This window comes from Streptomyces fulvorobeus, assembly GCF_013167895.1.
In the GTDB taxonomy this organism is placed as follows: domain Bacteria; phylum Actinomycetota; class Actinomycetes; order Streptomycetales; family Streptomycetaceae; genus Streptomyces; species Streptomyces fulvorobeus.
The window spans coordinates 2,320,690-2,333,127 of sequence record NZ_BLWC01000001.1; the positions used below are offsets into that span (position 1 = coordinate 2,320,690).

The 12,438-nt window shown below is 69.5% G+C and carries 9 protein-coding genes and 1 tRNA gene; 1 reads left to right on the plus strand and 9 read right to left on the minus strand.

Annotated features, from left to right (window positions below; genetic code table 11):
* Positions 1-14: 14 nt before the first annotated feature.
* The 3 genes from Sfulv_RS10565 to Sfulv_RS10575 all read right to left on the minus strand — a co-directional run bounded on the left by Sfulv_RS10565 (position 15) and on the right by Sfulv_RS10575 (position 4,682).
* Positions 15-659, minus strand: coding sequence for an IclR family transcriptional regulator (locus tag Sfulv_RS10565; protein WP_173313454.1), 645 nt, complete (start codon positions 657-659; stop codon positions 15-17).
* A 475-nt stretch (positions 660-1,134) separates the two neighbouring features.
* Complete coding sequence (locus tag Sfulv_RS10570; RefSeq protein ID WP_173313455.1) at positions 1,135-2,916, minus strand: DEAD/DEAH box helicase; 1,782 nt, start codon at positions 2,914-2,916, stop codon at positions 1,135-1,137.
* Positions 2,917-3,194: 278 nt separating this feature from the next.
* Positions 3,195-4,682, minus strand: coding sequence for an MFS transporter (locus Sfulv_RS10575; protein ID WP_173313456.1), 1,488 nt, complete (start codon positions 4,680-4,682; stop codon positions 3,195-3,197).
* A 203-nt stretch (positions 4,683-4,885) separates the two neighbouring features.
* Here Sfulv_RS10575 and Sfulv_RS10580 point away from each other — a divergent pair.
* Positions 4,886-4,960: transfer RNA gene (locus tag Sfulv_RS10580), tRNA-Cys, on the plus strand.
* Positions 4,961-5,158: 198 nt separating this feature from the next.
* On the opposite strand, the gene Sfulv_RS10585 is transcribed toward Sfulv_RS10580, so the two are convergent.
* From Sfulv_RS10585 to Sfulv_RS10610, 6 genes are all read right to left on the minus strand, one after another.
* Positions 5,159-5,806 (minus strand): hypothetical protein, encoded by a 648-nt coding sequence (locus Sfulv_RS10585; RefSeq protein ID WP_173313457.1) that lies wholly within the window; start codon positions 5,804-5,806, stop codon positions 5,159-5,161.
* Positions 5,806-8,127 carry a hypothetical protein gene (locus Sfulv_RS10590; RefSeq protein ID WP_173313458.1) on the minus strand — a complete coding sequence of 774 codons (2,322 nt, stop codon included), beginning with the start codon at positions 8,125-8,127 and terminating at the stop codon, positions 5,806-5,808. Before Sfulv_RS10590 ends, Sfulv_RS10585 begins: the two co-directional genes overlap by 1 nt.
* Positions 8,128-8,145: 18 nt before the next feature.
* Positions 8,146-8,571 (minus strand): hypothetical protein, encoded by a 426-nt coding sequence (locus Sfulv_RS10595; protein WP_173313459.1) that lies wholly within the window; start codon positions 8,569-8,571, stop codon positions 8,146-8,148.
* 389 nt (positions 8,572-8,960) lie between these two features.
* Entirely contained in the window at positions 8,961-10,310 is a 1,350-nt protein-coding gene (mycP, locus tag Sfulv_RS10600) for a type VII secretion-associated serine protease mycosin (protein ID WP_173313460.1), read from the minus strand.
* A 20-nt stretch (positions 10,311-10,330) separates the two neighbouring features.
* Positions 10,331-11,788, minus strand: coding sequence for a mediator complex subunit 15 domain-containing protein (locus Sfulv_RS10605; RefSeq protein WP_173313461.1), 1,458 nt, complete (start codon positions 11,786-11,788; stop codon positions 10,331-10,333).
* Between the two features lie 93 nt (positions 11,789-11,881).
* A complete protein-coding gene (locus Sfulv_RS10610; protein WP_256668867.1) occupies positions 11,882-12,397 on the minus strand; it encodes a DUF2563 family protein in 516 nt (171 codons plus the stop codon).
* Positions 12,398-12,438 lie beyond the last annotated feature (41 nt).

Sequence of the window (12,438 nt, forward strand, 5' to 3'; positions counted from 1 at the left end):
CGGGGGTCGCCCGGCTACCGCAGCGCGTCCGCGACCTCCCGGGCGGCGTCCAGCACCCGCGGACCCACCCGCTCCGGTACGGCGTCGGCGAGCATCACCACGCCCACGCTGCCCTCCACGCCCGAGACCCCGACGAGCGGTGCGGCCGCGCCGCTCGCCCCGGCCTCCAGCTCGCCGTGCGTGAGGGTGTAGCCGGGGTGGTCCGGTGCGCTCTGCTGCCTGGCGGCGAGAATCGCCCGGCCCGCCGCTCCCCGGTCGAGCGCGTGTCGGAAGCCGGCCCGGTAGGCGACGTGGTAGTCGGTCCAGGTCGGTTCGACGACCGCCACGGCGAGGGCGTCCGTGCCGTCGACCAGGGTGAGGTGGGCGGTGGCCCCTATGTCCTCGGCCAGGGAGCGCAACGCGGGCAGCGCGGCCTCCCGGACGAGCGGGTGCACCTGGCGGCCCAGGCGGAGCACGCCCAGGCCGACCCTGGCCCGGCCGCCCAGATCGCGGCGTACCAGGGCGTGCTGTTCCAGTGTGGCGAGCAGACGGTAGACCACGGTGCGATTGACACCGAGTTTGTTGGACAACTCGGTGACGGTCAGGCCGTGGTCGGTGTCGGCGAGCAGCTTGAGGACACGCAGTCCTCGGTCGAGCGTCTGGGATGTCTCCGCGGTCACGACGCCCTCTCCTCTTGGTGAGTGGCGGCGGCTCTCTCGCGGCGGTGGCGGCACCGGTCCCAGCGGCGACGCACGGAGAGGCCGCCGGCTGGCCATGGCACCGGCTGCGCTCCGCGGCGGTATTGCCACGGGGCGTTCATATGGCGGGGACAGTAGCGAGCCAGTCCGCTCAGCGGAAGACCTCGTCCAGAATCCGGGCGTCCGTGGAAACCTCCGTACGGTTGCCGGGCATAACCGCCGGTCAGCCGGGCACCGTCCGGAAACCGGACATCTACGCGCGTCCTGGTCGGGCGACTCGTCCGCCACGCTCCGTATAGGGCATGTGCACCACATGTGAACCAGCGTTAACGGGCCGTAAACAATCGGCCAAAAATATGCCGGAAAAGTAACCGGGCCCAGGCGGGGAGCGGTGCTCCCGCCCAGGCCGGCGGTGGTACGTGCAGCGTGCGGCCACCCGGAAGGCGACTGGGTGCCATCACGTCATACGGGTGGCCCACTCCTGGACCTTCTTGATCCGGTCCTGGATCTGTCCGGCCGTCGCCTCGGCGCTCGGCGGGCCGCCGCACACCCGGCGCAGCTCGGTGTGGATCACCCCGTGCGGCTTTCCGCTCTGGTGCGTGTACGCCGACACCATCGTGTTGAGCGACTTGCGCAGCGAGAGCAGCTGCTTGTGGGTGACGACCGGCCTCGCCTCGGCGGGCTTCTCCAGCAGGTCGGCCTCCTCGGCCGGCTTCTGGCGGCTGTGCGCGATCTGCCGGGTCTGCCGCTTCTGGAGCAGCAGTTGCACCTGGTCGGGTTCGAGGAGTCCCGGGATGCCGAGGTAGTCCTGCTCCTCCTCGCTGCCGGGGTGCGCCTGCATGCCGAACTCGGCGCCGTCGTACAGCACCCGGTCGAAGACCGCGTCGGACTCCAGCGCCTCGAAGGGCAGCTGCTCCTCGGTCTCCTCGTCCTCCAGCTTCTCCGCGTCGGAGAGGAGCTTGTCCTCCTCGGCGAACGGGTTCTCCTCCTCGCCGGCCTTCTTCGGCTTGTCGAGGACGTGGTCCCGCTCGACCTCCATCTCGTTGGCGAAGTCGAGGAGCATCGGAATGGTCGGTACGAAGACGGAGGCGGTCTCACCCCGGCGCCGCGACCGCACGAAGCGTCCGACCGCCTGTGCGAAGAAGAGGGGTGTCGAGATGGTGGTGGCGTAGACGCCGACCGCAAGGCGCGGCACGTCCACGCCCTCCGAGACCATCCGGACCGCCACCATCCACCGCGAACCGTCCGCCGCGAACTGGTCGATCTTCTTCGAGGCGGCCTTCTCGTCGGAGAGGACGACCGTCGCCTTCTGGCCGGTCACCTTCTTGAGGATCTTGGCGTACTCGCGGGCCGACTCCTGGTCGGTGGCGATGACCAGCCCGCCGGCGTCGGGGATGCCCTTGCGCACCTCGGTGAGCCGCTTGTCGGCGGCGGAGAGCACGTTGGGAATCCAGTCCCCGGTGGGCGAGAGCGCGGTGCGCCACGCCTGGCCGATGGCGTCCCTGGTCATCGGCTCGCCGAGCCGTGCGGCGATCTCGTCACCGGCCTTCGTGCGCCAGCGCATGTTGCCGCTGTAGCTGAGGAAGATGACCGGGCGCACGACCCCGTCGGCGAGGGCGTTGCCGTAGCCGTACGTGTAGTCGGCCGACGAGCGCCGGATTCCGTCGTTCCCCTCCTCGTACGCCACGAAGGGGATCGGGTTGGTGTCGGACCGGAAGGGCGTCCCGGTCAGCGCGAGCCGCCGGGTCGCCGGGTCGAACGCCTCCTGGCACGCCTCACCCCAGGACTTCGAGTCACCGGCGTGGTGGATCTCGTCGAGGATCACGAGGGTCTTGCGCTGTTCGCACCGGTTGCGGTGCAGCATCGGCCGGACGCCGACACCCGCGTACGTGATGGCGACCCCGTGGTACTCCTTGCTCACGGGGCCCGCGCTGTAGTCGGGGTCGAGTCTGATCCCTATCCGGGCCGCGGCCTCGGCCCACTGCTTCTTGAGGTGTTCGGTCGGCGCGACGACGGTGATCTGCTGCACGACGTGGTGGTGCAGCAGCCATGACGCCAGCGTCAGCGCGAAGGTAGTCTTCCCGGCGCCGGGCGTCGCGACCGCGAGGAAGTCGCGGGGCTGGTCCTGGAGGTACTTCTCCATCGCGCCCTGCTGCCAGGCTCGCAGCTTCCCCGCCGTGCCCCAGGGGGCGCGGCCGGGAAAGGCGGGTGAGAGGTGGTGGGAGGCGGTAGTAGTCACGGTCTCCGATTCGGGGCACTCGGGTACGTGGGGCGCTGTCCACGGGGCTCGCACGACCTCGTACGAGATACGACAACCGGGCCACCTTACCGGGGGCCGGCTGGAACCCCGTACGTACAGGCCGAGGCCGCCGCCGCTGAGACCCGCTTCACAACGGGGCGCCTGCGCGGCGGACCCGGGCAGCCGGAGGAGCCGGACGCCGCGCGCGCCGGGGCAGGTTCGCGGTCGACGTCTGCCAGGGGCCGCCGGACCTGCCCGGGATCACGGGGCAGGCGGTGCTACGCGTTCGTCCGCACCCGCGCCGCCACCCACGCCCCCGCGAGCGCCACCCCCGCCATCGGCAGGAACACCGCCACGAACGCGCCGGGGTGCGAGGCCACTCCCCCGGCCCCCGCCCCGTGCGCCGCCGCGCCCAGCGCTCCGCCGCCGAGGGCGGCGAAGGCCGCCCCGCCGCCCGTGAGCAGCAGCACGTTCGAGAGGCCGTCGGAGATCTGGAGCGCCGCCGAGTTGGCACCCGCCTCATGCGGCGCCGACAGCTTCAGGAGCAGCACGCTCGTCGACGCGGTCACCGTGCCCATGCCGAAGCATCCGAAGGCCCAGGCCACGGCGACGATCCAGACCGGCACGCCCTCGATCAGCACGGTGGGCGCCGCCGCGATCGACAGCGCGACGAGCACCATGCCGGCCACCATGAGCGGTTCCCTGTGCTCCTCAAGACGCGGGCGCGACTGTACGTACGAGCCGAGCGCCCAGGTAGCGCCGCCCACGGCCAGCGACAGCCCGGCCATGGTCGGGGTCAGACCGCGCTGGGTCACGAGCATCAGCGGTACGAAGGACTCGGCGGCGATGAACGAACCGGCCGCGATCCCGCGCAGCAGCACCACCGCGGGCAGCCCCCGCGCCGCCCGCACGGTGCCGGGCGGCAGCAGCCCGCGTACGGCGGGCACCAGCAGCGCGATCCCGGCAACCGCCGGAATCAGGGCGTACCGGTCCAGATCCTGCCCCGCGTACTGGAGCAGTCCCGCGCCCGCCGAGATGCCGAGTGCGAGCCTGACGCGCCGCCGGTCGAGCGGCTCCCCGCCCGTCGAACCATCGGCCGGGCCCGCCGCCATCCGCCGGATCGCGGGCAGCGCGAGGGCCAGGGGGAAGACGATGAGGGCCGGGATGCCGAGGAAGACCCACCGCCAGCCGAGGTGTTCGGTCACGGTCCCCGAGGCGAGCGGGCCGACGACGGAGGGGATCACCCAGCTCGCGGCGAAGGCGGCCATGATCGACGGCCTGATCCGCTCCGGATAGGCGCGGCCGATCACGACGTACAGCGCCACGATCACCAGCCCGCCACCGAGGCCCTGGACGGCCCGCCCCGCGATGAACATCCACATGCTCTGGGCGGTCCCGGAGAGCAGGAGCCCGGCCGCGAACGAACCGATCCCGGCGGCGAGCGGCCCCAGCGGCCCGCGCCGGTCGGCCCACTGGCCCGAGAGCACCATGGCGAAGAGGCTGGTGGTGAAGTACGCGGAGAACGCGAACGCGTACAGCGGGATACCGCGCAGCTCGCGCGCCGCGACCGGCATGGCCGTACCGACCGCGGTGGCCTCGAAGGCGATGAGGAGCACCACGGAGACGATGCCGAGGCTGAGCGCCCGGTGGGTCCGCCCGAGCACGCCCTCGGCCTTCAACCCGTCCGTGCTCTCGCTTCCGGCGGCGAGGGTGAGTTCCGCGAGGGGAGGCGAGGTTTCGGCGTCGCGCGGTTCGGGAGCGGTCATGGAGCAAGAGTAAGGGGCGAAGACCGGTTGGACCCCTGTCGATGGACTGAGGCCCCCTGGTCCGTCGGTCGTAGGCCGGGCGCACCCCGCCGCACCCCGCTCGTGAACGGCGTATGGCAGTCGTATGGCACGCCCGCCGACCCCCTTGTACGCCCCGCACGGCCGCCGTAGCGTCATCCGGGCAAGCAGGGAACACCCCCCTCGACCGTGTGCCCGAGAGGCTCAGGGGCTCGACTGCAACTCGAGTTACACCGGTTCGAATCCGGTCACGGTCTCCAGAACGGTCACGTGTGAAGGGCCGCCCCACGGTGGGGGCGGCCCCTTCACACGTGACCGATCCCCGGTCGGGCGCCGCTACGGCCGGGGCTGCTGGGCCGGGTCCAGCGAGGGCTGCGGGTCGAGTCCCGTCTGCCCGTCATGGTGGGGGCGGCAGTCCGCGCCGACCCGGGCAGCCTGTCACGTCGCCGCTCACCGCGTCACTCCGGCAGAGTGGGCGGTACCTGCGGCGCGTTGGTGCATCCCACGCTCTTCGTGAGAGCCCTCGCGAACTCCGAAAGGAGCTTTCCGCGCAGGGCCTCGTCGAGGCCGGAGTCGCTCACGGCCACTTCCATGGGCAGACCCAGCGCCTGGCCCTCCGCCGCTCCCGGCACGCCGCACGCGAGGAGCAGTCTCGCGGCTGGCCGGCCCGCGTCGAGCTCGACGAAGACCTGGTCGTTCACCTCACGCCACGTCTTGGCGTGCTTCGGCTCACTCATCGAGTCCAGGAGCAGGGCAGACCACTTGACCGTGGCCTCCAGCACCTGAGCGCCTTCCTCCTCACCGAGAACGTCGATCCGGCACGCGCTGTAGGAGTCGTGCTGAAGGTCCGCCCGCTTCCATGCCTTCGCCTCGCTTACCAGCTGCCCGGTCAGTTCCTTGACCGGGAGGGCGGAGACCACCTGCTTTCCGGGACCCATCGCGTCGAGCGCCGTGCTCACGTTGCGCTTGCCGAGGAGCAGCTCGCAGTGAGGGAGGTCGGCCGGGGCGGTCCGGTCATCTTCCGCGCCGCCTGAGCAACCCGAGAGCACCGCAGCGCCGAGAACCACGGCACACAGCGTCGTGGACAAGGGCACGCGCATCGTCATCAGTTGACCTTCATCGGCTGTCGGGCAGCAAGAACGCCGTTGTTGTAGTGGGTCTCGGTGTCGGCGAGGAGTTCGCGCTTCTCCTCAAGGGTCATCCCTACGGAATCCGCGTAGTGAAGGATCGGCGCCACCGCGCTCGCCTGGCCCTGCCTGTCGTTCTGGTCGATGCTGTCGAGCGCCTCGTCGTCGTTGCTGTACTCGGCGTCCTTCAAGTGCTGCAGTGTGTCGGTGGCGTACTGCGTATCGACCGCGCCGCCCACCGTCTCCATGATGAGTGGCACCGCGGTCACCGCGACGAGGCCGGCAGCGGGGCCGAGCACGACGGCAGAACCGACACCGACCACCCCGGCAACAGCGCTACTGACACCGTACTTCCGCCACTCGGCCTTCTTCTCCATCTCCAGGTTCCTGCGGTCCTCGTCCTCCTTGAACTCCTGGGCGATCCCGATGTTGCGCGACTCGTCCAGAATTCCATGGACCTTCGTTCCGTTTCCGCCGAACACCAGGGCCTCGTCCCGGCGCCCCTCCTCGAATGACTGCAGACCGCTGACCTCGTAGATCTGCTGAGCGGCACTGAGGGTCTTGTAGCCCTCGTCGTCCGAAGCGACCGCAGCCATGAACCGGCGGGTCTCCGCTTCTCCGAAGTCGGTCCTTTCCGAACCGTCACTGCTCTTCGCGAAGAGACCGTCCCGGCCCAGCTCGTCACCGACTCCGCCGAAGTTGTACGTCGAGTAGTTCAGGTCGTCGATGTAGGCGGCGCCCATGCGGCCCAGACTGTCCTTCATGGCCTCATGGCGGTCCCGCAGGCCGGAGTCCCCGCCGTAGGTGTCGATGACGTCCTTCATGATGGCCGCTGTCGTTTCGTCCCTCGTCAGCTCGGGCGAGGCGTCGTCCCAGGCATGACCGGTCGTCGCGGACTCCAGAGCATGCCCCAGAGCGTCGGGCATGTAGTCGAGTGCCGGCTTCCAGTCATCCGGGTTCCCCGAACCGGTATCAGGGAACGCCTCCCATTTCTCGTTTCCGAAGAAGTCGAGGTAGTTCCCGATGACCTTGCCGTCCTGGTCCTTCCCCAGATCGGCAGCGACCCCCTTGTTGACCGTCCCGTCCTCGTTGTACGCGGTCGGAGGGTCGGAGAAGAAATGCTTCGCAGCGTCGGGACTGTGCCCCAGCGCTTCCAGCATGGCCGTCGTCGGGTCGTAGCCGGCGCCGTTCTTGCCCGACGGGTTGAACGGATGTTCCAGGAAGCCGTTGATCTGCTTGTTGTTGGCGAACAGGTACGGGTCCTTCTGGTGCAGCTGCGCCACGTGTTCCGCGATCGGGTTGAGGAACTTCGCGTCGTAGTTACCGTTGCGCATGATGCCGCCGAGCAGCTGGTACCCGTACGCGCCACCGGAGTTGTCGTACTTGGAGAGCGGGATCTGCTCGGTCCCGAGCTTGCGCAGCTCCGGCCCCCACTCCGCCGTGAACGCCTTGTCGTGCGAGGCGGTGGCCAGGTTCAGACCGAGGTTGCGCTGGAGTTCCTGGACGTCCCTGAGACGTTCCTTGTCGACCTTGCCGTAGTCGTGCGTGTCCGTCGCGAGCTGACCGAAGAACGCGAGCGACTTCTCCGGTCCGAGCTTCTCGTAGAAGTTCTTCGAGAACTCCTGGGACCTGGAGTTGTCGTGCAGCAGTTCGTTGAGTGCCTGAAGTTCGGTGTGCGTGAGTTCACGGCCCTTGGTGGCGAGCTGTGCGGCCCTGGCCGCTTCCTCCTGGTCCAGGTTCCGGTACGTCGGAGCGTTGAAGTCCTTGCCCTCGGTGACGTTGGTCTCCAGGGCGTTCTTGAAGGCGACGTCCGTGTCGTTGCAGTTGTCGACGATGAGGTCGATCTTCTTCTGCCATGCCTCCAGGGAGGCCCGCTGTTTGCTCAGGAGTTCGCTGTAGTCCGGGTCGTGCCGCGCCGCGTTGTCCTTCTCCAGCGGATGGCGGGCGGTGACCCTGCCCTTGGCGTCGACGTGGATGCCGGCGGCCGGGCCCTCGACGTCCCGGATGGTCACCAGGTCGTCCTTGGCCTTCTTGATGGCGGTGTGGGCGTCCGCCATGACGAGTCCGACGCCCTTGGCCTCGGCCGCCGCGTCCTTGAACTCCGCGGCGGTCTTGCGGATGAACTCCCTGGTGACGCCGGCGTTGGCGCCCTCCCACTCGGCCTTGTCCGCCTTGGCCTTCATCCCGTTGGCGGCGTCCTGGGCCAGCCGGTCCAGCTTGGTGACCATCTCCGCCCAGTCGTCCGCGGCCGTCTTCAGCTTGGCGACCGGCGCGTCGACGATGTCCTCGTACTTCAGCATGAACTGCTCCCCCGCGGATTACTTCAGATACTCGTTGAGCTTGGACACCGAGATCAGGTCGCCACCGATCTGGACGTCGTCCTTCGCATGGGCCGATGCCGTGTAGTTGAGGTGGTTCGAGATCTGCGAGCACGCGTCGAGGAGTGTCTTCAGGTGCGTGCTCCAGCGGTCGTGGACCTTCAGGAGGCCCGAACCGCTCTCGAAGTTCCCGTTGGTGAGCGCGATGGCCGCTTCGAAGGTCGAGGGCCTGGCGTGATCGCCGTCCTTCGAGACCCGGGTCCGCAGTTCGTACGCGTCGTGGCCGATCTTGCCGAGGTTGTCCTGGTTGACCGCAAGGTCGGCGGAGGACGGGCCACCCGGTTCCGCGGGGACACCGTTCAGGCGCATGTCGACTCGTTGTGTCGATTCCGCGCGAAGTGCCGCCCATTCCGTCTCGAACGTCATCCGTTCCGTTCCCCCGTACGCAGGTGTGGGATTCCACCGGAGCTGTCAGCTCCGCACTCGGTGACGCACACGCTAACGGCCCGGTTTCGGCGACTCCAGTCCGGGCCGGGGACACCCGGAGCACCACCGGCCGCATGCGGGTCTCCGGGGAACCCCGCGCGAGGGCCGAGAAGTTCCTCGCCCCCATGGAACGCGGCCGGGAGCACCCGCGAGGCGGGCTGCCGGCTGGACCCGGCCGTCAACGGGCGCGGGCTGGTGTCCCCCGGGGAACCACCGGGACGTACGGCAGGCCACCGGGATCTGGTCGGTTCTCGCACCCGAGGGGCTCGCGCGGCACGGCACCCTGAGCATGTTCTCGGGCAAAGGCGTTCCGAGACCTGGTGACGGTCTCAAGGGCGCGGGCCGCCGTACGGGGAGTGACCGTCCGGAGCCCCCGGGGGCGGGCCGTAGGCCGGGTCCGGGTAGGACGGTTGCTGCTGGTACGGCGGTACGGCGGCGGGGGCCGCACTGCGGCGGCGCGACCGGATGACCGTGAAGGCCACAGCGCCACCGACGAGCGCGGCCGCGCCGACGCCGAGGCCGGCCCAGAGGCCGGTGTCGCCGCTGTCGTCGGCGGCCGGGGCTGCGGCGGCCGGGGTCGTGTCCGCTTCGGAGCCGCCCTTGGCCCGTGACGGCTCGGCGGCCGGCCTGGCGGGCTCGGCTGCGGCGAGGTCGGGCAGCGGGTAGACGTCGGCGGGGCCGGGATCGCCCGGGGTCTTCAGGGCGATGCGGGGGCGGACGATGCCGTGGCCGATGTAGTCGGTGCGCTCGGCACCGTTGATGGGTCCCCCTGCCGTGTTCAGCAGGACGCGCAGCACCTGGTTGTTGGTCCATTCGGGGTGCTGGGACCAGATCAGCGCGGCGGAGGCGGAGGCGATGGCGGTGGCGTCGCTGGTGCCGGTGGACTTACACAGCCCTGACTTCTGGTTGCCACACGCGTGGACCATGTCCACTCCAGGCGCCGCAAGGTCCACCTGGCTTCCGTACTGTGACGCGGGAGCTCTCTGGCGGTTCTTGCCGGTGGAACCTACGCCGACAACGCCAGGGGTGGCCGCCGGATATTCGAGCGCATTGCCCTTGTCACCCGTGTTTCCGACAGCAGCGAAGACCAACGATCCCTTCTGGAGGGCGTACTTCACCGCATCGCTGATGTCCTGGCTGCCCTCCTCGTTCCCCTGGGAAACGCTGATCACTTTGGCACCGTTGTCCGCCGCGAACCGAATTCCGACAGACACGTCATCGCTGAAGTTCTTGTCACCTGTGGCCCCGTTGACCTTGCCCGTGTCATCCGTCATACGAACAGGGAGGATCTTGGCCCCAGGAGCCAGGCCGAAGGCGCCATCGCCTCCACCCGACCTACCGGTACCAGCGACCAGTCCAGCCATTCCCGTGCCGTGACCGTCATAGTCGACGTGTTCATCGCCGGGTGAATCCTCCGCCAGGTCCTTACCCTTGAGCACTTGGCCGAGCAGATCAGGATTCGAGGCATCGACACCGGAGTCGATGACTGCCACGGTCACGCCCTCGCCCGTGCTCGTCTCCCACATCTGCTCGGCCTGCATCGCGTCGAGATGCCACTGGTCGGAACGTACGGAGTCCGCACGAGCGGGTACGGCTCCGATTAGCAGCAACCCGACAACGGCCGAGGCCACGGTTCCCGGGCGCGCGACTCCCCCGTTGGTGCTTCTGCTGATCCGCATCCGATTCCTTCGCCAGTTACTCAGTCGACGACCGGCGGCACGATACGCCGGCCGTTCTGCTGCCAGGTCTCCTCGTCCTCGACAAGGTAGTCCGGCCTCTCGCCCCTCGGCTCACGGCGCGAGTCGCCCGGGCGCTGGGGAGTGAGGGCTCCACCACGGCCCACCGGCCCGGCCCCTCGTGCGCCTTGAGCCGGTCCCCCGCCCCTGACCAGGCCGCTGCCTCCGGGCGTGAACGGGCGGCCGCTGGTGGTCCCCTGTTGCTGCGGACGGCCACCCACGATTCCGCCGGTTTCGCCCGCCAGGCGGCGACCACCCGTCATGCCGTTCTGGCCACCGATGGGGCCGCTCATACCCGGGCCGTGCCCCATGGGTGCACGGCCGCCGTGAGACGCTTCGCCACCGATCACGGTGCCACGGGGAAGGCCCACCACCGGCTTGCCCGCAGTTGGTGGCACCGGGCGGCCACCCACGATTCCGTTCTGGCCCGGCGGTCGGCCGATGGCGCCAGGGCCGGAGGTCGCACTCGTCACGGGAGGCATGGGCAGGCGCGAAGTGCCTGCCTGCCTTCCTCCGCCGCTCGCCGTGGGCGGCACCCGCGGGCCACCCGCGACAACTGGCGGGACGCCGCCGATCACCGGCGGCAGGCCGCCATCGCCCCTTCCTGCGCCCGGCATGCTCGGCGGAGTGGCCGAAGGGACGGCCGGAGCGTCCGGCAGCGTGGCGACACTGTCGATTTCCATGCCCACGGGACGAGACACCGCAGTGCCCGCAGGTGAAGGCACGTACGCCGCTCCCGGCGTTACCGCCTCCCTGACCGACGAATCAGAAGCCTGCGCATACACCGCCGAGCCGCCCCCGGACCCACCAGTGGCTCCGCCGGCTACCCCACCCGTGACTCCGCCCGTCGCTGCGCGGTCATAACCTTGCTCGCCACTGCGGTTCGTGTCCCGGTCCGGCACGAACGCCTCCGGCGGCGGGGGGAACTTCGGCACCTCCATGCCCGTGATCCGGTCGTTCGACAGCTCATACGCCTCCGCGAGCTTCTTCATCTCCCGGGCGGCCTCCAGGCGGTTCGCCTCCCTCTCGGCGAGCAACGTCTCCGCCGACGTCCGTGCCACCGCCGAGGCATCCGGGTCGTTCCGAGCCGCGAGTGCCGCGTCCAGGTTCGCCTGTGCGCCTGCGTGCGTGCGGGGAATCGTCACCTGGGCCAGGGCGATCGCGTCGGATGCCTCGGCCAGCCGCTTCGACGCGCCCTCGCCGTACTCAGCCAGGCGCAACGTCGCGTTGGCCAGGTCGGCGGTCCAGGTACGGAACGCGTTCGCGCCCTGGCCCTTCCATTCCACGATCTGCGGACGGATCTTCAACTCCTCCGCGATCTTCTTGATCTCCGCAGCCGCACTCGACAAGCGGTCCGCCGCACCCTGCACGGCCCCGCTGTTGGCCTGGTCGAGCCACTTGAGCATCTGCTCATGTGACATGCCCTCGAACGATGTCCTCTTTCTAGACATCCCGTTCCCCCGTCCCTGCCTCTGTCCGCACCCCTACCGCTCCCGCTCCAGTGACCGCCGCCATCAGTAGTTACCCGTGCTCGCTTCGGGCGTCGGCTTCGCGGTGGGCGGCGGTGTGCCCTGTCCGGCCGGCGGCTCAGGGACGTACTCGCCGCCGTAGTGCTTCTTCGTGCTGTCGCTGATCGCGAGCATGCGGTGGCGGACGTCCTCGTCGAGGTTCTCGTAGCCCTTGTGGGCCGCGAGAACCGCGATGCCCATGCCCTCTATCGAGTGCGAGAGCATCTTCGACAGGTTTTCCAGCTCGGTGATGACCGTCTTGTACGAGCCGTACAGTCCGTTCGCCTCGGCCCATGCCGGATCACCGAACTCGCTGGGCGCCACCCGGTCTTCGCCCAGCTTCCTCGCGTCGGCCGGTGACGCCTTGAGGTCCTCAAGGAGCTCATCGACGCGGTCGCGGAACTTGGTGAACGACGTGAGCTCCGTGTACAGGTCGCCCATCGTGTCCTGCACCGCGCTGATGACGCCGCCGAACGGCCACCCAGGAGCCGGTCCCGTCCCTGACCCCACGTCGCTCGCCACAGTGCCCCTCCCCCGGTTACGACTGCTTACAGCTTCGGAGA

Coding starts and splice junctions, on each gene's coding strand:
- Sfulv_RS10575 (WP_173313456.1), bottom strand. CDS start 4,682: ATGACCGCTCCCGAACCGCGCGACGCCGAAACCTCGCCTCCCCTCGCG.
- Sfulv_RS10585 (WP_173313457.1), bottom strand. CDS start 5,806: ATGACGATGCGCGTGCCCTTGTCCACGACGCTGTGTGCCGTGGTTCTC.
- Sfulv_RS10590 (WP_173313458.1), bottom strand. CDS start 8,127: ATGCTGAAGTACGAGGACATCGTCGACGCGCCGGTCGCCAAGCTGAAG.
- Sfulv_RS10595 (WP_173313459.1), bottom strand. CDS start 8,571: ATGACGTTCGAGACGGAATGGGCGGCACTTCGCGCGGAATCGACACAA.
- mycP (WP_173313460.1), bottom strand. CDS start 10,310: ATGCGGATCAGCAGAAGCACCAACGGGGGAGTCGCGCGCCCGGGAACC.
- Sfulv_RS10605 (WP_173313461.1), bottom strand. CDS start 11,788: ATGTCACATGAGCAGATGCTCAAGTGGCTCGACCAGGCCAACAGCGGG.